The sequence below is a fragment of the Chitinophaga hostae genome (genome assembly GCF_018224885.1).
Classification (GTDB): Bacteria; Bacteroidota; Bacteroidia; order Chitinophagales; family Chitinophagaceae; genus Chitinophaga; species Chitinophaga hostae.
The window spans coordinates 307,317-328,279 of the sequence record NZ_JAGTXB010000005.1 but is presented as its reverse complement, the minus strand read 5'-3'; the positions used below and the strand labels follow the sequence as shown (position 1 = coordinate 328,279).

General features: G+C 47.3%; 13 protein-coding genes. 2 read left to right on the top strand and 11 right to left on the bottom strand.

From position 1 onward, the window contains the following. Window positions 1-353 precede the first annotated feature (353 nt). Window positions 354-554: a VOC family protein gene (locus tag KE626_RS13070; protein ID WP_249207443.1), complete on the top strand. Its 201-nt coding sequence runs from the start codon at window positions 354-356 to the stop codon at window positions 552-554. 37 nt (window positions 555-591) lie between these two features. Here the strand turns inward: KE626_RS13070 and KE626_RS13065 are convergent, their stop codons facing one another. The 11 genes from KE626_RS13065 to KE626_RS13015 all read right to left on the bottom strand — a co-directional run bounded on the left by KE626_RS13065 (window position 592) and on the right by KE626_RS13015 (window position 19,667). Then, complete coding sequence (locus tag KE626_RS13065) at window positions 592-1,188, bottom strand: RNA polymerase sigma-70 factor (RefSeq protein ID WP_211973345.1); 597 nt, start codon at window positions 1,186-1,188, stop codon at window positions 592-594. Window positions 1,189-1,415: 227 nt separating this feature from the next. Continuing rightward, entirely contained in the window at window positions 1,416-3,290 is a 1,875-nt protein-coding gene (locus KE626_RS13060) for a RagB/SusD family nutrient uptake outer membrane protein (protein ID WP_211973344.1), read from the bottom strand. 22 nt (window positions 3,291-3,312) lie between these two features. Beyond that, complete coding sequence (locus KE626_RS13055) at window positions 3,313-6,660, bottom strand: SusC/RagA family TonB-linked outer membrane protein (RefSeq protein WP_211973343.1); 3,348 nt, start codon at window positions 6,658-6,660, stop codon at window positions 3,313-3,315. 127 nt (window positions 6,661-6,787) lie between these two features. Continuing rightward, window positions 6,788-7,756 (bottom strand): FecR family protein, encoded by a 969-nt coding sequence (locus KE626_RS13050; protein ID WP_211973342.1) that lies wholly within the window; start codon window positions 7,754-7,756, stop codon window positions 6,788-6,790. Between the two features lie 575 nt (window positions 7,757-8,331). After that, the gene (locus tag KE626_RS13045; RefSeq protein WP_211973341.1) at window positions 8,332-10,221 is read right to left on the bottom strand and encodes a RagB/SusD family nutrient uptake outer membrane protein; all 1,890 of its coding nucleotides are present in this window, start codon (window positions 10,219-10,221) and stop codon (window positions 8,332-8,334) included. A gap of 21 nt (window positions 10,222-10,242) precedes the next feature. Continuing rightward, a complete protein-coding gene (locus KE626_RS13040) occupies window positions 10,243-13,623 on the bottom strand; it encodes a TonB-dependent receptor (RefSeq protein ID WP_211973340.1) in 3,381 nt (1,126 codons plus the stop codon). Between the two features lie 205 nt (window positions 13,624-13,828). Continuing rightward, the gene (locus KE626_RS13035) at window positions 13,829-14,998 is read right to left on the bottom strand and encodes a FecR family protein (RefSeq protein ID WP_211973339.1); all 1,170 of its coding nucleotides are present in this window, start codon (window positions 14,996-14,998) and stop codon (window positions 13,829-13,831) included. 88 nt (window positions 14,999-15,086) lie between these two features. Next, window positions 15,087-15,677, bottom strand: a complete 591-nt coding sequence (locus KE626_RS13030) for an RNA polymerase sigma factor (RefSeq protein ID WP_211973338.1) — start codon at window positions 15,675-15,677, stop codon at window positions 15,087-15,089. Between the two features lie 1,318 nt (window positions 15,678-16,995). Then, complete coding sequence (locus KE626_RS13025; RefSeq protein ID WP_211973337.1) at window positions 16,996-18,333, bottom strand: DUF3472 domain-containing protein; 1,338 nt, start codon at window positions 18,331-18,333, stop codon at window positions 16,996-16,998. Window positions 18,334-18,851: 518 nt separating this feature from the next. Then, the gene (locus KE626_RS13020; RefSeq protein ID WP_211973336.1) at window positions 18,852-19,202 is read right to left on the bottom strand and encodes a DUF4983 domain-containing protein; all 351 of its coding nucleotides are present in this window, start codon (window positions 19,200-19,202) and stop codon (window positions 18,852-18,854) included. 276 nt (window positions 19,203-19,478) lie between these two features. Then, the gene (locus KE626_RS13015; protein WP_211973335.1) at window positions 19,479-19,667 is read right to left on the bottom strand and encodes a hypothetical protein; all 189 of its coding nucleotides are present in this window, start codon (window positions 19,665-19,667) and stop codon (window positions 19,479-19,481) included. Between the two features lie 312 nt (window positions 19,668-19,979). Between KE626_RS13015 and KE626_RS13010 the strand changes: the two genes are divergently transcribed. Next, window positions 19,980-20,858 carry a family 16 glycosylhydrolase gene (locus KE626_RS13010; protein ID WP_249207442.1) on the top strand — a complete coding sequence of 293 codons (879 nt, stop codon included), beginning with the start codon at window positions 19,980-19,982 and terminating at the stop codon, window positions 20,856-20,858. The last annotated feature ends 105 nt before the right edge of the window (window positions 20,859-20,963 follow it).

Genomic DNA, 20,963 nt, shown 5'->3' with positions numbered 1-20,963 from the left:
TGTTGATATTCTGCTCTATTATCGGATACACCGAGTGATACTGATCCTTGAACCAGATTAAAAGAAAAATTGCTGCTGATCTTTGAAGCTGGGGTGGCAGGATCTACACCACTTTAATTGAAAATTAACCTCATTGGGAATGAAAATACTTTTCCTGATTTCAATACTATATACACTGCCATATATTACACAGACGATAAGGTAATGGTACTAGAAGAATTCATGCGATCTTTCTCTCAGTCGAATGAAAATTAAATCATGCTACCTATGGAGGTGACCATCAAACATATCATTACAGACAACTTGATATCTAGTCATAATTAATAATTTATCTGACCTGCAAAATAGAATTTTTGAAAACAAATAATTTATGGGAAACCGTAATTTCCAGGAGTACTGAAAGCAGAGAAGAAGCCGACAAAATATTTAACGGGTTATCTGCAGGCGGAGATATTGAAGGGCACATTGGCGATGGCCCCTGGGGTACTTACGCCGGCGTGTTTAGAGACAAATACGGCATTGAATGGATCGTAGAATTTGACCCCAATTTATAACGGTTAACTATTATGCGCCTGTGGAGCAACGATGTGCTTAGATAATCGACAATGCTGTACATAACAGGAGGCAAACCGGCAATTGGTAACCGGCCTTTTCGGAAAGATGTACCCTGAGATATTGCAGCGCCCTGGCCATATGCCGTTCCACAGCTTTTGGTGTGGTATTCAATGCCGCCGCAATTTCAGCATAACTCAGATGTTGGTAGCGGCTCATCCTGAAAATTACCTGTTTGTCCTGCGGCAGGCTGTTCACAGCTTCTTCCAGCAGGTTCTGCAACTCCCTGTCCAGTACGCGGTCCATCGTGCGATTTCCCGCAGACTCCCCGGTAGCCAGGTTCTTTTCATGTTTGTTTCTTACAGCCAATTTCCGGAAATGATCCTGGAGGAGGTTTTTGGCGATACGGCGCGTATAACTCTTAAGCAGGTTCTCCGGGTTGAGGGAGGCGCGGGTTTCCCAAACTCTGGCGAAAGTTTCCTGCGCCAGGTCTTGCGCCACTTCCCTGGACTTTGAGAAAAAAAGGAGCAACACGAAGATACGGTCAAAGTACTCGAGATAAAAAGCGTCAAACGCCTTGCTATCTCCGTGCTTAATGGAATTCAAGTCACTATTTTCAGACAGGAGTTTGTTCATGTGTTATGTGATGGATATACTAGTTGGAGGTAATTCCGGGATGTTCACGCAGCTTGATACACGAATATACAAAATACCACCATGACCCGCAAGGGTAATTTTCTTAGTGCAGGAACAAACAGGCCTGCGGGCCGGAACACAAGTCTGAAGATGATGACCATTGAAATTCACTTAAGTATAATAAATGCGGCAGGCCGGTAATGCTCCCGGCCTGCCGCTGCTCTTATTTAATTTGACCAGAAAGGATTCTGTACCAGGTTCAGATTCTTGTCGATCTCTGATTGTGGAACAGGAAACCAGTAATTCTTTTTACTGAACCTGCGCCTTTGGTAAACGGTCCGCTTGAAAAAAGCCTGGGGATCGTTTTCATCATCGCTGAGTTTAGAGCCGTTAAAGTTCATCCCGTAGAAATTGGCATCCAGGACTGCTTCCCCTATTTTCCAGCGGCGGATATCGCTCCAGCGCAGTCCCTCGTTATTCAATTCCACCCGGCGTTCCCGCCTGATGGCTTCCCGCACATCACTTTGCCCGGCCAACAGAATTTGCCCGGCTCCGGGACCATATCCCGGCAGCCCTGCCCTTTGCCTGACGAGGTTGAGATAGGTGAAAATTTCCGGGTTGTTGGGGTCTGCTTCATTGAGCGCCTCTGCATAATTGAGGTAAGCTTCTGCAAGGCGGTAGAGGATACCCGGACGGTAAGGGTTTGCGCCGGTGCGTGGATCGAAAGCCGGGTGCACTTTCTTTCTCAACAGGTATCCGTTCTGGGGTGCGTCGGGTGTAGGCCCGCCGTCCCATTCCTGTTGCATGAACCTGGTTGTACGGCCCTCCCGGCGGAACCATGCGCGATTGTACAACACCGATACATAGAATCGGGCTTCCCGGTTGCAATACATGTTCCACGTACCCTCCAGCGTGACCTGTCCTTTTTTTCCGGCCTGGTCGCCCTGTGATTCCAGCCATTTTGTGTTGCGCACTTCTGGCTGGGCTGAGAATCCTTTTTCCACGTAACCTGAGGCCGGATCGTTGATGGAACGGCCATTCTTCATGAAAAATGCGTCCACAAGCGATTGTGTAACCCCCATTCCGCCGTTTCCTCCCGTGCCCCGCGGCTGCGCATGTTTGTCATATTCGTAACTCGGGATGCTCGGCCGTGCAAAGAGGATCTCGTTGTTCTCGTTCCCTTTGGCGAACATCATGTTCTGATAAGACATGAACGGATCGATGGAACCGTCGCTGTTGTATTCATAGTACAGTTTATGGCCAGCCGCATGTGCAGCATCTATGAGTTCTTTGCAGGCATTTTGGGCGCGCACCCACTTTTGCTGGTCGTACACATTGTTATATAAATCTTCCTGCTTGTTGTTTTTAAACCCTTTGTAATCAGGGTTGCCGTTTACCAGCGGGCTTGCCGCGAAAAGCAGCATTCTCGCTCTTACCGCCAGGCACATAATGGATGTAGCACGACCATATTTGCTGGGAATATTGTAGGAAGCCGGCAGCTTGGTGGAAACATCCTTCAATTCCTTGTCAATCCAGTCGATCATCCTGTCGAAAGGAATTTGTCCCTGCATCAGTTCCTCGTCTGCTGCGTCTGAAGGCACGATCTTGTCGTTGAACGGCACTACGCCATACGTTTCCGTCAACAGCCAGTAGTAGTAAGCCACCAGGAACCGTGCTTCGTTCCGCATAATCTCCACATCTTCTTCGGTCAGCTTTTGTGCGATGTTCGGCTTTACCCTGCTCATAAAAATATAGGCGGAACGGACGCGCTGCTGCAGCCTGGTCCAGTAGTTGGGGCTCCAGGAAGAAGTTGGGTTCCAGTTCCCGGTTTGCTTGGAAATGACGGTCCATCCAAATTGCTCCCAACCGGTGGAAGGAGCCATATCGTCTGAGAGGGGATCGTACCCGATTTCCATGGCAAAGCCCCAGTAAGGATCCGGGATGCTGGAGTAAATACCAGCCAGCCAATCCTCCGTTCGAGTTTTATCACTGAATACCAGGTCAAGCGTCAACAGATCTTCGGGAGATTTGTCCAGGAATTTTTCACAGGAATTGCATAAAAGCAGTAAAGGCAGCAGGTATATGTAGTATTTTTTTTTCATGACTGGAAATCTTTAATGACGCTTAAAAATTTGCACTTAATCCAACGGACAGCGATTTCATGATCGGGTACCTGAAACCGTTGGAGGTAGCCAATTCCGGGTCCCACAGGTCAAAGGAGGAGAGAACAAAAAGGTTATTGCCCCGGAAAAAGAGGCGCGCGTTATCCATTTTCACTTTTCCGACGTGATAGGTAGGAAAATTATACCCCAGTTCAAGGTTCCTCAGCCGGATCATGCTCATGTCCCTCAACCACCAAGTGGAAGCCTGTGTATTGTTCGCATGCACGTTGCTAGAGAGGCGCGGCCAGAAGACGTCCTGCCGCGGGTTTTCCTTCGTCCACCGGTCGTTCACGTTGGCGTAAATATTTCCCAGGGCTCCGCTACCTGATCCCGGAATAAAGTAAGTGGTGCCATCGCCGATGATGCGGTGCGTTCTTGCATTACCCTGAAAGAAAAGCCCCAGGTCGAACCGCCGGTACCGCGTATTCAAACCGAACCCGTAAACGATCTGGGGGTCTTCTGTGCCGCCGATCGCCGTGCGGTCAAAATCGTTGACAATGCCATCGCCATTCAGGTCTTTGTATTTGATGTCTCCCGGACGCACAATACCATAGGTATGAGTGGGCAGCGATTTGATCAATACCCCGTTATTCACATCCTCAAAATCCGCCTCCGTAAACAAGCCATCCGCTATAAGGCCAAATATTTGCCCTACCGGTTTACCTGTAGATGAACGGGGGGTACCTACTACTGTAGACGGTTCATCCTGCTCCAGTATCTTATTGACGGCATAAGTGAGGTTGCCCCTTACCGCCAGGAAAAAGTTGGAATTGAACTGCCTGTTCAGTTCGAGGGACATGTCAAGCCCTTTGTTGTTCACCTTCCCTAAGTTGGCCCAGGGTGTCTGGATAAAGCCAGAGGAACCAGGGACCGTTTTGCGTTGCATGAATATGTCGCTACGGAGTTCGTCAAACAAATCCACCCGCAATTCGATGCTGTTGAACAAACCCAATTCAATACCGATATTGGATTTGGCGACCGTTTCCCACGTCAGGTTATCCACGCCGTAATCGCCCTCCCATCTGCCAGCCCGGTAATAATCCGCATCGATTCCCCAGTTATAGCCGTCCGTATCGCCGATGGTTGTGATATAGGCAAAGCGGCGGCCGTCGATCTTGTCGTTGCCAACCAAACCATAGGAGCCCCTTACCTTCAGCTTCGAGATCGTGTTGCGGAAGCGCTGCATGAACGGCTCTTCGCTGATGATCCAGCCGGCGGCGACAGAAGGGAAGAAACCATAACGCCGGCCTTTGGCGAAATTTTCCGAGCCGTTATAGCCGAAGTTGAATTCCGCGATGTACCGGCGGTGGAAAGAATACGAGATACGGCCGGCAATACCCTGGTTCCTGAATGGAAGCCGGTCCCCATTATCATAGTTCCGTTGGTTGTAAAGAAAAAGTGCATCAACATAGTGTGGGCCAAAGTTGCGTATATAGTTTAGGGAACCTTCCAGGTACACGCTTTTATCCCCCCACTCGGAGCCCGTGGAATAATCCAGGAATTGCTGGCCGTATTTGTAGATAATGAGATCCAGGGTTCCATCGGGGCGCCGGCTAGCTGCGGGATTATAGAAATCCGGTGTTTTGCTGCGGGTAACGCTGTTGCCCGAATAGCGGTCAAAAGAGAATTTAACGTTGGCCTTCAGTCCTTCCGTAAGCGCATCCAGGTTTTGCTCGATAGCGAACAGGGATTCCAGTTTGCTGGAACTGGATCGCTGGTAGCCCGTTTGGGTAGCCAGGGCCCAGGGGTTCGACCGTTCCGGCGTTACAGGAATTTCACCGGATGGATACCGGGCAGGATGCACATATGGCGGTATCTCGAATGCTTTACTAAACAGGTCGTCAATAGACTGCGGCGGCCTACTGTGATCTTGCAGATACCCGCCGATATTAACCCTCATCAAAGTAGAAGGCGTCACTTTCAGATCGATGTTCGTGCGCATATTGTACCGCTGTAACTTCATGGATGAGTTCCAGCTTTGCATTTCGTCCCTGCTGACAATACCTTTCTCCCCGTAATAGGAGCCCACGAAGGCGTAGCGCAGCAAATCGCTGCCGCCGGAAACAGTCAGGTTAACCCTGCTGTTGGACGCATAATCGTTGGTGATAGCATCCAGCCAGTTGACGTCCGGGTAAAGGTCCGGATCCACTTTGTTCCGGATATTGTCTATCCGCTCCTGCGAGAAAGGCGCCTGCCCTCCAGACTCGCGGGCAATGCTGTTCAATACTTCAAGATAATCGGCGGCGCCCAGGAAATCCGGTATCTTCACCGGTTGTGTGTACCCTTGCTCTATACGTATATTGATCTGGGGTTTCCCGATATGCCCCCTTTTGGTATTGATAATGATAACGCCATTTGCGCCGCGTACCCCGTACACCGCGCTGGCAGCTGCGTCTTTCAGGATGGAGAAAGACTCTATCTCTGCCGGGTCTATGTTGTTCAGGGATCGTTCCACACCGTCAACCAGCACCAGCGGACTACGGGCGCCCGCAAACGTGGAAATCCCCCGGATCCAGAAGCTCGCATCATCATAACCCGGCTCCCCGCTACGCTGGGTTGCGATCACACCAGAAAGTTGCCCGGCCAGGTTGCCGCTGAGCGAGCGGCTGGTACTCATCTGCAACTGCTCTGGCCTGATTGTGGTGATGGCGCCAACAACGGAATACCGCTTTTGCGTTCCAAACCCTACCACCACGGTTTCCTCCAGCTGTTTTGCCACATCCTGCAACACAACATCAATAGTATTTCTGTTCAGGACCGGCACTTCCCTTTCTACATATCCCATCATTTTAAAGAGCAAGGTGCCGCCGGCATCCGCTGTGATCTCATATACTCCGTTTGCGGCCGTGACCTGGCCGTTGGCCGTGCCCATTTCCTGTACCAGTGCTCCCGGCAGCAAGCTTCCTCTTCCATCTTTTACTACTCCTCTGATCCTGATCTTTTCAGTTTCCCTGGCTGGGGCAGAAACCCTGCTTAGCAAAACATGCCCGCCGCTTTCCCTGGCGGTAAGCCGCAGGCTGTCCAACACACTTTTAACCGTAGCCTGGCGGAAGGTTTGATTTACTTTTAGGTTGTTGCCGTTGATCTGTTTTGGATCGTAAACAAACTGGATGCCTGTTTTTCGCTGGATCTCATCCAGCACATCAACAGGCGTTCGCCCGCCGCCGCTGAACGAAACACGTATTTCATTCAACTGCTGTGCCTGACATGGCAGCGCCATCACAATGGCCAGCAGGCAAGCGGCAAAAACTGACATCACAGGCCCCGTTGCGCGCCGATGTGAGAATCTTCTCTTTTGGTTGCGTTTCATAGTTGACGTGGAGTTTTAATTAAATTTGGCATCGGTTTCCGTTGTTCCCGGTCCGATACCTGTTGGCAAAGCATGGCCTGCAGAGATGCTTGCACAGCCTGTCATTTCAATTTCATTTGTTATCAGGTTAAAACGGCTTTCTGCCGATTACGATCTGGTTGTTTTTGTATGTATACTCCAAATGATGGAGAGAACATATCATTTGTAAAATATTATCAATGCCCTGCTCCTCTCTGAAGTTACCGGTAACCTGTAACGCTCCGTTTACACCCGGTTGCAGCAGCACCTGCTTACCATACATCCTGTTAAGCGTTTCGACTACTTCCTGCAAAGTATTGCCTCTGAAAGCCACGATCCCCTGCAGCCAGGCAGCAGCATTTCTGTCACTCGTCCGGGAAAATAACCTGCTGGTCTTATTGTATGCAAGCTGCTGACCTGCCGTGAGCACACCAAAGTGCCGGTCAGCCTTGCTCACCGTCACTTTACCGGTAGAAACGGCCACCTCCATTTCCATGTTGCTGCCATATGCGCTGATGTTAAATGAAGTACCGAGCACCTTCACCAGCAAACTGTCATCCGCCATAACGCTGAACGGTAAATTTTCGCTCTTCGCTACAGAGAAAAAGGCCTCGCCTTTTAGCAATACTTTTCTTTCCTCCGATTCGAACGACTCCGGGACAGTCAGCATACTGACGGCATTCAGGGTTACCTCTGATCCGTCAGGCAAATGAATCTGACGGATTTCCCCCTTACCGGTACTATATACCATCATGACAGGCTCTCCATTCCGGAAATAGCGGAAGCCGGCGATAGTGGAGAAGATCAAAACCACTGCGGCCGCCGCGATGCCAACCAGGCGCCAGCGGTTGAGAATGGCAGTCATCTTAGGCTTTCCAGGTTCGGACAACTGCATTTCCAGCTCCTTCAGGGAGGATACATCCATCTTGTCGATGATATCTCCCACCTCGTTAAAGAGCTCATCCGCATCGGCCTCAATGGCAGCTTCATACCATTGGACCAATAAATCCCATTCTTCCTTCGTGGAATTTCCCTCTCTGATCTTTTCGAGGATGGAATGTAACTGGTCTTTATTCATTTGGCTGCGAGATTACAATTATGACTAAATACGTTTTAAGGGCAGCTTCCCCCCCTCTCCGGAGAAAATTTTTCCTGAAATTTCCTGAATAACTATTCAACATTGGTGAAGTAAGGACTTAGCAATAGTTTATTTTATAATATATTACCCAATACAGTTCTTTCTTACAAATCGGTATACCAGGAAAGCATTGGAGGTTTCATTCAGCGTTTAAGGATCGAAAATGCGGCAAAAAAGAAGAAGCTCCTCAAATGAAGAGCTTGAATTTACCCATGATGAATTGTAAATAATAAGGTGGTGCTTCAAAGTTAACTTTGAGGCACCACCTTATTACTAACCTGACTGAAAGCTAATCCCTTTTTGAAGGTCAAAAAAACGCATCTTAGACTGTCACATGCAATAAACTAAAATCTCTTTCCCTATGTCTACATTCGGCGATGTAACTGGTGCGATTAAACTAATTGTTGATGTATTTAACGCATTCAGGGGTGTAAATAAAGACAAAGCTGATACGTTCAAAAATTTGTTCTATCCTTCAATTATTGAGCGACTACATCTAATTTTTCAGCCCAACGTTACCAAAGCGGGTTTTGCACCAGCAACTTGCTTTTTTGAATTTCATCCAGTGGAATCGGATAGAGATACATGGCTTTCGTAAACACCCTGTTTTCAACAAACGTTCTTTTGAAGTACCCTCCTATCGTAAGATCAGGTGAATTCATGTCCATGCCCGTTATCGGCCCACCTTGTCCACCCTGGCCTGGAGGCTTTTCAGCAATCATCCATCTTCTTACATCAAAATATCGCTGCCCTTCCGTTGCCAACTCAATACGCCGCTCATGCCGGATCGCTTCCCGTAATTGCACCTGGTTACCCAGCAAGCCGGGCTTAATGTCAGACAACCTGGGAATGCCTGCTCTCTCTCTTATCTTGTCCAAGTACTCAAGGATTTTTGGATCAGCCGGGTTCACTTCATTGCATACCTCCGCATACAACAGGTAGAATTCCGCCAGCCGAAAAACAATGGCGGGTCGGAACTGGGACCTGGGGTAGGTGCCTTCGTTGCGTACGTTGCGGGCAATACGTTTGTGCATCAGGTAGCCCGTATAGCAGTTGTCCTGAGCACTGTTGTCGTTTCCGCTTCCTTTTTGAAACTGCACTTTGTTATTGCTGATAGGCCACCGCCTGTCCTGGAAGAAAACCGTTTGATAAAAGCGCGGCTCCCTGTTAACCCACATTTTAAAAGTACCGGGCTCCGTGCGGCCGGAAGGGTCATCGCCAACAACTGAAAAAGAACGCTCGTTATATAAAGGCGACTCTTTAATGGGCAGGCCGTCTATCATAAAGAAATCATCCACTAATTCCTGGGTTAATCCAAGTCCGCACCAGCCAGCCCTCTCGGTTCTGGGGGTTGACGACCGGTCGGTTCCCGCTGATGAAGTTGAAACGTTCCCCCAGGATGTTACCGGGGTGGCCCAGATTACCTCTTTATTGCCATCCACATCCATAAACAAACGATACAGGCTTTCATCCGGATTATATGTGCCCCCGGGCCCTGTATACAATTTAAACAGTTCGTATTTGCCGTTGGCAAAATTCAGGAATTCCTCCAGCGCTGTTTTCGCCACACTCCATTTACCGGCATTGGTAGGGGAAAATAACAGCTTGCCATCAGTATTTTTGAGCGCCAGGGCTTCCGGAAAACCTCCGTTGAACAAAGGGCTGGCTGCGTATACCAGCAATTTGGCTTTCACCGCCAAGGCAACTCCCTTCGTAGGTACAGTTCTTTCTTCCGGGCGGGTTGCCATATCATCCAGACCGGGAGCTACCGCCGTCAGCTCATCACTGATGAACTTCACTACTTCATCAGCGCTGTTGCGCGCGAAATCCAGGTTGGCTCCATTCGGATCAACTGCTTTATCCATAATCGGGATGGGGCCGTACAACTCAAAAAGCAAATAATGATAATATGCCCTGAAAAACCTGGCGACTGTCTTCATCCGTTCCACTTCCTGCTCACTGATGAAGTCGGAAATCCCCGTTTGCGGAATAGCCCTGGCCTTTCCCATAAAAACATTCGCCTGCCTGATCAGCTGGTATAATGTTACCCACCTGCCCAGATCTGCATTACCGGGATTATAACCATTGGAAGCAATTGTTTTGACGTTATTGGAGGACGCCTTTATCTCGTCAGACACGGCCGCCCATGGGTTATCAAGCCCACCAATAGCCGTGTAGCTGTCATCTATTATCATTCGGGATGAATTCGGGATCCCCGAGAAGATATTGGCGTAGTATTGCCTTGTCAGCGTAGGATCGGAAAATACTTTATCGGTGGTGAGCTCCGGGGCCAGCTTATCGGAAACATCCAGGAAATTTTTCTTGCAGGATCCCAGCGCAAGTGCAGCCAGCAAAAAGAGTAGCATCCGGAAACCAGTATAGGAAGATTTATATTGCTTTTTCATGAAATTTTCTTTTTCGTTTTATCAGAATTTGATCTCAGCGCCAATGGTAACAGTTCTGGATTGGGGATAAGATAACCCCGCATTTGCATTTCCCTGTTCGGGGTCCCAATATTTGATCTTATCCCAGGTCAGCAAATTGTAACCCAGCACATAAACACGCGCATTGCTTAATTTCAATCTATTCATTATCCTTTGGGGGATATTGTAACCCAATTCAACATTTTTTAACCGGATAAAGCCGGCATCGCGCAGCCACCATGTGCTGGGCGCGGAATTGTTCTTGAATTCATTGGTTCTTATGCGCGGGTATAATACCTGCTGGTTATCTCCACCACCTTCCCGCCACCTGTCGCGTACCATGGTGCGCATGTTTGATTCATCCACTCCCCACTGGAACGGGAAGAGCATCTGTTCCTTGCCTTCCCCAAGCACGGTAGACGTATTGGCAATACCGGTAAAGAAAAGGTTAATGCTAAAGCCTTTGAATTCATATCCCGCACCAAAGCCGAAGGTGATCTCCGGGGTGTAGGGATGGCTGGCATACCTGGTTTGATCAAACTGGTTGATCAGACCGTCGCCGTTCAGGTCTTTGTATTTGATGTCTCCAGGGCGCACATCCGGGTTAAAATAGTTTTGGTTGGCCACTCCCTTCTTCAGCTGGTAAGCTTTATTGCCTACGGCATCGGTAGTAATATCGAAGTCGCCGTCATAGAACAAACGCTCTGCCACCCAGATGTAGGGCATATTTAAACGATCACCGGTAGCTTCCATCCATGGATAAAGCGGTTTAACCTCGTCCATTTCAATGACCTTGTTCCGGGCATAGGTAAAGTTGCCCCTGAATGTAAGTGTTCCTTGCTGTCCCAGCCGTTGCCGGAAATTAATGTTCGCCTCGATACCTCTATTGGTCACCTTTCCGAAATTCTGAAAAGGAGATTGCCGAAATCCTGCCGCACCAGAAACTGTGCGGCGTTGCACCAGTATATCATAACGATTGTTATCGAAATAGTCGGCTGTGAGGTTCAGCCTGTCGCCCCAAAGGCCCAGCTCGATGCCATAGTTCCTTTTGGTTTCGGTTTCCCAGGAAAGCTGCGGGGCGCTGAAGCGGCCTTCTGTATAACCGTTATAGCCATTCAGACCACCGCCGCCATTATATCCAAAGGTAGCGCCACCCGAGCCTGTGAAGCCCCCCCGATACAGAAACCGCTGGCTGCCATAATAATCATTCCCGGTTAAACCAAAAGAGAACCTGAGTTTCAGGTTGGAAAGCACATCTCTTAATCCTTCAGGATAAAACGGCTCGTTGCTGGCGATCCATCCAACCCCCACGGCCGGAAACACGCCAAACCGGTAACCGGGAGCAAAGGCTTCGGAGCCGGTAATCCCTACGTTCATTTCCATGGAATACCGTTGGTCGTACGCATAAGTAACGCGTCCCACGTAGGCCATTTTTCTAAAGGGCAGCCGATCGCTGGTTACTTGTGATTCCTTTTGGTAAACCAGGGCCATGGCTGTTACATCATGCTTTTGCGCAAATTGGCCGTTGTAGTTCAGGGACGCCTCGGTATAAATATTTTTAGTGGAGCTCTGGCTGGTAGATCCATCCGTCACCTGGTCAGTGCCTGATTTAATTTGTGTATATTTCAGTTTGCCATCGTTATCCCTGTCTGTGGCAAAGTAAGTATTATTTGATTTCCCTGTCCTAATGGTATAGTTTCCAGCGAAATCATAACTTACGCTTACCTTTGCCCTAAGGCCCCTGACGATCACGTCAAGTTTTTGCTCCAGGTCTATCCGTGATTGGATATTGGTGCGAAATTCATTTGCATAACCAGAGTGATTCAACAAGTTATACGGGTTAACGCGATTATTGCTGGGCCGCGGGTGATCCGCAAGCTTACCATCTGAATAAATAGCGGGGAACAAATAGGACGGTATCGTGGTTGTCCTCTCGAAGATACTGCCCGTACCAACGCCCGGGTAGTTTGTTTCCAGGTACTGGCCGCTTAGGTCAACCCGCAGCGAAGTAGTCGGAGATACTTCAATGTCTATATTACTCCTGAGGTTATATCGCTTAAGGTCGATATTGCTGCTGTACTGGGCCAACGCATTATTTCTGAACAGGCCGCTCTCCTTGTAATAAGAGCCTGCCACAAAAAAACGCGCCTTGCTGGTACCTCCCCGGAAAGTCAGGTTATGGCGTGTATTGTTTGTATGCTTGCGCATCAGCAGATCCAGCCAACGGGAATCCGGGTAGAGGTCAGGATCAACGTGATCTTCGTATTTTTTTATCAGGTCGTCGCTAAAGACAGGTGCTTTCCCTTCGTTCCGAAGCGCCTCATTGTAAGTACTTAAATACTCCGCCGAGCCAACAAATTCAGGCATCCTCAAAGGCGTTAATACGCTGTATTCCCCACGGTATGTGATCTCCGTCTTTTGAATGCGGCCCCGTTTGGTAGTTACCAGGATCACGCCATTGGCGCCTTCGGCGCCGAATACGGCAGTGGCCGCCGCATCCTTCAAAACACTGAAAGTGGCGATCTCGTTCGGGTCGATATCAGTAAAGCTGCGCGGTACGCCATCTACCAGGATTAACGGGTTCTGAGCGCCATTATAGGTACTGATGCCCCTGATCCAAAAAGTGGCATTGTCATAACCCGGCTCTCCGCTTCGTTGAAACGAAATAATACCCGGCAATTGCCCCTGCAGATTATTGCTCAGGTTACGGCCGCCGAATTGCAATTCGTCACCACTGATCGTGCTAATCGAACTTACCACACTCGTCTTTTTCTGCGTGGCATAGCCCACAACTACCACATCTGTGTTTAGCGCTATTGATTTTTGAGCCAGCTTTATAAAAATATTATCATTGTTTTTGACTTCGTAGGTAAAATTTTCATAGTTCAAATGCGTCACGATCAATTTATCATCTAATGCCACTCTCAATGTAAACCGTCCTTCAGCGTTAGTTTGGGTGCCCGCCCCGGAATTCCGGTTCAAAACCGATGCGCCCGGGATCGGAGTATTATCATCCGCATTGGTAATCACTCCTTTTATAGTAAACGTATCGGCGGCTGCAGGTTTAGGCGGCTGTATGGAGGCCGGAGGCTGCTTTTTGATGATGGTAACGGATCTTTTTTCGATAACATAATCCAGTTCCTGTTTTGCCAGGATTTTATTCAAAACGTCCTCTATATCTGCATTCCGCACCTGGATAGTAACAGGTTTCGTATTTTTTAAAACAGCGGCGTCATAGAAGAATACATAACCGGTTTGGCGTTTGATCTCATGCAAGAGACTTTCAATCCTGGCATCCTTCTCTTGTATTGTGACTTTTTGAGCGCTACTGCTGGCGCTTACTGTGAAACACACCGGTAAAAGAAAAAGTGCGGTGATTTTCATACAAAGAAATAGTTTTGATACTACCGCAGGAAATTTGCGGCAAAAATCGCTTAACTTCATAACTTAAAGTGGTTTAAGGTGATACTATTAGTCCTTCCGGGACTTGCTTTAATGGGACAGCCTGAACTACTCACAGGGAAGTGCGTCCAACACTTTCCTGTTTTTATTTTGGCAGTCCTGATTCTGGTTGTTTAGCTCTCTATTCTTACTCAGGGAGCACAATAATTTTCTTTCCCTGGATGTCAAAATGTATGTTATTTTTTTCTAGAATATTAAGCACCTGCGAAAGGTGTAAATCCCTTTCTATTTCCCCGACAAACTCCCTGGATGGAACGGCGCCGCTATACACCACATCCACATCGTACCACCTGGCCAACTGCCGCATAACAGCCTTGATATCCGAGTTGTCAAATCTGAACTTTCCGTCGGTCCAGGCAACTACATTGTCCACATTCACCGACCTAACGGCCACCTCTCCGCTGGCATATTGCGTGGTCAGTTGCTCCCCCGGATTTAAAAACCTGTTGGCACTACCGGAGGTTATTCTCACGGCGCCGTCCAGAAGTGTTGTACTCGCCATTGGCTCATCCACATAGGCATTCACATTGAAACGGGTACCCAGTACTTTAATCGCCTGCCTGGCGGTTTTTACGATAAATGGAGCAGTAGCGTCATGGGCCACTTCAAAGTAAGTTTCACCCGTTACTTCCACTACGCGTTCACGGCTGGTAAAAGTCACCGGATAGCGGATGGAGGAACCCGCATTCAGCCATACTTTCGTGCCATCCGACAGGACTACCCGGAACTGTCCACCTCGAGGGGTAGCCAATATGTTATAGGCGTCAACTGATCCTTGTTCTTTTACCTCATACCATAAACTCCCGCCCCGTTGCTGCACGGCCACAGCGCCCTGCCGGATCACCTGGTTCCCTGCGCTGTCCAAAGTAACTTTGGAACCGTCTGATAAGATCAGGGTGGCTTTGTTTAAGCCAGGCGCGACATCTTGTAGCTGAGCGGCCACTTTTACAGGTTGGTCTTTATTACCTTCAACAATGAAATAAGCGCCTACGGCCACCAAGCCAGCTAACATGGCCGCTGCTACCCATCCCCGGCGGCCTAAATATGGGGTGCTGCGCCTTGGGTATGAGAAGTCTGTATCACTGTCACCTGCTGTTTGGATCGCATTATATATAATATCCCGCGTGGCCATATCACCTAGCCGAGGCACAGCAGGGTCATACAAGTCACTATCCAGTTGCTCTGCCAATTGTTTTTCATAAACAGGCAGCCACTTAAACAAAAGCTCTTTCTCGGGTGCAGTAATAGCACCCTCACGGTATTTTATTAAAAGCTGCTGAAATTCCTCTGGCGTCATCTTTCTGCGTTTTTATACTTCCCTACTCTATAGACGCATTCGGGAACAACTTGTAGGGATATACCTCAAAAAAAATATCCAGATGGGATTAAAGAAGGAAAAGGGCCACTATAACCGGCAATTCATTCAAGTGCGCTACCAGGTATTTACGTATAGATTTCAGGGCCAAGCTCATATATTCCCTGGCTGTAGTATAGGAGATATTCAGTTGAGAAGCAACTTCCCTTAGAGGTATTTCCTGGTTGCGGCTGAGCTGAAATACCTTTTTCTGTTGCACAGGGAGTGCGCTTACCGCCCTTTCAATCGCTTCTGCCACCTCCTTAATATAGAGCAAACGATCCGGGGATGGGCCCTGTTCGGGAATATGTAGTATCATTTCCATATTGTAATCATACTCGGCGGCTTTTTTACGAAGTCGGGAAATGAGATAATTCCTTGTGGTTACATAAAGATAACCGCCTGGATTATCAATGTGTTGTAGGGAAGTACGGCTAGTCCAGAATTTCTCAAAAACATCCTGTACAGCATCCTGTGCAGCCAATGCATCTTTAAGGTATAGTAAGGCTATAGTATAAACGTTGTTCCAATGGGCGTTATAAAATTCACGGAAAGCCCTTCCATCTCCACGCGCTATGCGCAGAAGTAATTGCTGCTCGTTATGTTCTACTTTGTTTGACAATCTGGTAGGCCTGCTTTCAGTTTTGGGTAAATTTAAACAAAAGGTTCGTATTGGTTTATGCTATTTCAGGCGGCCAGTATTATGGTCATCCAAATGAAGAAAGTGCCTTTCGAGCCATTATAGCCCTCAATTATGTTTGCCTTTTTAAGTGCACTGGCGGCGGGAATGTGACAGGGGGATGTGTTGAGGCAATATTGAATGTGGCGTGGATTACCCGGTTGTGCCGGAGCTAAAGGCTGGTTTTGACCCGAAAAAGATGCATTGTGTTTTTGCGTTTTTTCCACCTTGCTCCCCGCTTCTTTTCTTATTTGGCAGTACCCTTCTGGCTTGGGTATTTCAGTCGATTTTTGGGGTATTAGCGGGGGTATTGTGCCGGCACCATCCGGCATCTGGTCCAAAAAAATCACTTCCCATAATCGCCGTTTTGACACAATTCATAATACCTTCGCGTGTTGATCTGTAGGAGTTCGTCTTTTGAATAATTCATATCCCAAAGCCTTTTTATCTTCGGAGAGTGGTTATTCTGCGCCATAAGTTGCAAACAGCAAAGACTGAACGCTAAAATAAATATAAGTGGGATAACAGATAATATCATAGTTGCAGTGCTAAATGGACCCTGCAAAGAATAGAAAAATGGATTACCTCCAAAACCCTAGTTTCTTTTAATGGCGGCCACTATTCAGGGTCTTTTTATGTCTACCTTTTGCAGCAGGTTATACTGGCGGTAGGCACTGTGGCGTCGTCCATTTTCATCTGGATTTCTTGTAACGGAATCTATCCCAGTCACCTGCGCAATATAAAAGAGCCGCTTGCCAAAATCACCTTAGGCCTTATGATGGCCCACTGCCCGTGCGGAGGCCGCCCAAGCGGCTGTAGGTTGAAGAAGTGAGTAATCCGCATCTAAACAGAAAGGTGGAACGGTCTCATTTGACTGATCAGCAAGGGTTTTACCAGCGCATTGAGTATATTGACGACATCGACATTACCAAGAAACTACAAGAATGGGAAGCGTTTATAACCACCACAGACCTAATGCCGCACTGAAGAGCAAAACACCTGCGAAATACTTAGAGAGCGGTTACAATCCGAAACCTAACCATTGCCATTCCCCTTGCACGGATGGGACGAGGGGAATGGCGCGGCAGCAGCGCCTTCCCCTTAAACATTTAAAACCCGGGTTCAAAATGTAGATTTGTGCTGTCAACCCTAGTCCTGGTATTCACATATTAGCAGTCGGTTTTCGTTTCAGATGCCCGATATTTTTGCCCTGAAAAAAACAAGGCTAAATGCCAAACCGTTTTTACATGGAACTACTCGCTCAATTAGCCGGCAGCGTGGCAAGATCCACAGCTGGAGGTACGCCGGTGGCAGGGCGCGTATAGGTCTGTCCTATACTGTTACCTATCTGTCTGAAGCCGCCGCTGAACATATAAAATATATTGTCTTCCACACCGCCGCCGATATCATACCGTTGATGTCCTGCTTCGCTGGCCGTGGTGGAGAAAGATGCCCGGTTCAGCTCTATCCAGGTACCGTTAACCGTGCGGGCCCATTGATTGCCGTAGCGAGCTTTGAAGAAGTCATTGCCGTTACCTGAGAAGTTTTCCACAAACGAGTAGAGGCCACCGAGCAGTTGACCGTTGGTCTTGGATTTATCCCATTGTGCTATGAGCCTCCAGTTACCATTTTCCGGAGCATAGTACCATGCAGTGAAGATAGTATGCGTACCGGAAGCCTCTGCATTTACCAACATCCGGTAAGTATTACCTGTTACCCACGGAAATTTGAGATAACTCTGTCCACCGGAGCCTTCGCCGCCAAATGGATTGGCAATAACACCGGCGCCTTTTTTAATAAGTGTTACGGCATAGTCCGAAGGAATTTGGTTGGGATCGTTGGTGTTGTAGTTACTCCAGATAGAAAAGAGAATGCGTCTTTCATTAGGACTGTTCACCTGTATACCAAAATAACCATCCCAGAAGCCGTTGGTCATGTAGTAGGCGTTTAGCGGATCTGCGCCCGTCGGTACATAGATCTCGTTATAGAACCAGGCGATGGCGCTGTCTCCGGCTGCCGGATACCATAAATGCGTGGACGGTGCACCGCGGTACTGGCTCTTATTATATTTCAGGTTCAGTGAACTGTTAATGATTACCGACTCCACATCAGGAAGGTAGGCGCCATTCTTAGTAGCAGCCCTGATCTCCAGACAATGATATTGTGCAGAAGAAATATGAAAGTTCCCCACAGGTAGCGTCACATAGTCCGATGTTTTATTAACAGTTACATGATGGCTGACGCCAGAGCTGTCAAGCCGTATTGTCAAGGTATTGGCATTGGATGGCGCTTTAACGCGGATAGAAACAGAGATCTGGCCGGTGACTTGCGGATAGAAAAACACGCGCGTAAAGCCGCTGGAATCTGTCCAGCCTCCCAGCCCGGAGGTAGAGATAGCGCCATAGCTGTTGCTCTCTTCTTTCGGATATACGTATCCGTTACTGTACAATGTGACGATATCTGTTTTTTGTACTAGTGCGGCGAGATCAACACCATCTTTGTTGTTGTCGCCTGATTTCCTGTGTAGTTCACTGTTGCTGAATTTTGCACACGCGCCAAGAATAAGGAGGCTGAGCAAAATCATTGGATAATTTTTCATGAGAATGTGGGTTTAGTTAACATTTTATATGAGGGGCGCCATATACTATCAGAAGAGATTCATTGTTCTGTTGAAATTCGAATGAGAGGCTTTCATTGGCTGATAGTATCAATAAATGCGCTATAATTGAAATTACCTTTAACTTTCTGCATTCTTAAATATCATAGCTTTTTATGTTGAAGAAATGACATTATATGATAATAGTATATGCTAAGTAATATGATATAAGAAGAAAAATGATTTGAAACTATCTACTGGCAAGACCTCCAGGTTGTTTACAAAAAGATGACGCATGCTTTTTATCCGGAAAAAATTTAACGCGTTTTTTACCACCCGGTTAAAGTCAAAGAAGCTCCTCAAAGAAAGGAGCTTCTGTCATTTGGAGAATGATTATACTATTGAAACGATACCTTGGGGTTATAAACAAGTGTCATGTATGTAGTCTGTTTTTTTATTCGCAGGTAAAACACTGATCGGATACATTTGTCCCATTGAATTTTTTTCTAAATCTTCATGTTTTATTTGTCACCAATTATCCTTATCCAGCTTCTGCCACCTGGTATGTCATTACCCTGCAATGTGATACCGATCCAGTGGAGAACAGAAAGCGTTATATCAAAAATAGACGGGGCCGGATCTGTTTTGTCCACAGCGGAGCCAATAAAGTCCCACGAGTAATCACCTACTATAATAAAGTCTTTCCGGGATGGGCTGCTGTCTTTGAGCTTGTTGCCGCTTTTATCGTTACACAGCCAGTTATCGATCAGGTTTTCGTGGTAGGGAGGTGGTGCATCTATATCAGTATTGAATGCATACTTTTTTACGATATCGGGGGGAAGTGCGGCATTCAAGATACGTACATTAACCATGTACATATCAATTTCATTTCCAAAGTTCCATACCTCGGGATTATAACGGATAATGGCCTTCAATTCTGCCAGACACAATCCATAGGCTGTAATACACGGTAAAAGTGCTTCTCTCCATTTCCCATTTACCACCCATGCTATTTCCGTAGTCTCCGCTGGTGGATTGTATGATCACGCGTCAATCTTGATCCGGTGCAGCATAAAGATTTTTCAAAATTTATTTACACGCCGGGGCGCTGATATCATTCGTTGTTTCTAAAATGCTGCGGCCAGTCATCATTTTTTAACGAATTTGTATTGTTCAGTTTTAAGGCCTTGTTTGATTTTCAGCGCATACATCGCCGCCTGCAGGCCCGATACGTTGATCTCCATATGATTAGGTCCTTTTGCCGAATGTTGCACAGCGCTGTAGACCATTTCAATGTACCAGTAATATGGTTCCCTTAATGGTTTGTATAGAACCATTTGGGGTCTCCATTAGCTAAACGTCGGCAAAGTTCGTTTTCGGTTGATGTGATATTTTTAAGCAACTCAGTTATAGTTTCTGCTCAATATACTAATAATTATTTTTATAGCATATCTACTATAAAATAGCATAACGCATTGATACACCCATCAGACAAGAATCTCAACTACGCTCACTTCCTATTAACTTTTCAAAAATAATGTTCAGGAATAGGAACTTTTCAATATTGGATGTCTTATTTATTTAGACTTAGCAAATGACGTAACCTCAAATAATTATCTCTAAATAACAAAACCCTTAAAATCTTCATTATGAGAACAATGAGAACAATTATGCCGTTATTATTCACTATGATCGGCCCCTTACTACTTTCGTGTCAGAAAGACATGACCTCTTTTAAGAAGTTGTCAGTACAACAACTGCCGCAGGTGCATGCTGATGTAAAAGCCAGCAACGACTGGGAAATTGTACTTGATGGCAACTCTTTTGCCAGTTACGCCAACTTTGAGACTCACTGGAATTATCTATATCCCTGGGGGGCAGATCACAATGGCTCTGCACGTATGAGTGGCACTAGCACCGACCACAATAATATTTACCTTGATGCCGGTGTGCTAAACATTAAGGCAGAGCTTTTCGACTGGGGTGGAGCTACCGTGCCGAATCCGGATGGGCCTGGCACTGAAATAGAGCTTCATTACAAAAGTGGCGCTATACACACCAAAGACAACATAGTAGTAAACGATGCATACCCCAATTGGGAAATAAAGGGAGATTTTCAGGCACCCTCTGATGGTGGCACCTGGCCGGCTTTCTGGCTTTGCGGCTCAAGTACTTACCCGCCGGAATGTGACATCCTCGAATACAAAGGCGATAACATCAACTGGCAAAACACTTATATAACCGACGATGATGCGGAAAGCAAACTCACTGAAGTGCTTTCGCCTTCTGAATGGCACTCTTACGGCATACGGATGAAAAAGATCAATAATACAGATGTGAGTGTCGAATATTACATCGATGAAGAATTGACAGCCACGCACACTGGCAAGGGCTATGTTGGCAAACCAATGCAGATTATAATTAACTTACAGATGGAGGGGTCCAGCGCGGGCGATCCGCCAGCAGCAGATACTTATTTCAAAGCGCGGAACATATCTGTTCGTCGAGCAAAAAAACATGACATTTAACCCAATATAAGAAACTGAGGCAGGTGCTATATATGCCCGCGTGACGGCACGCATCGCCTACATTGATCGCGGCATGGCCGCAGTCACTATAATTATAAAAACCAT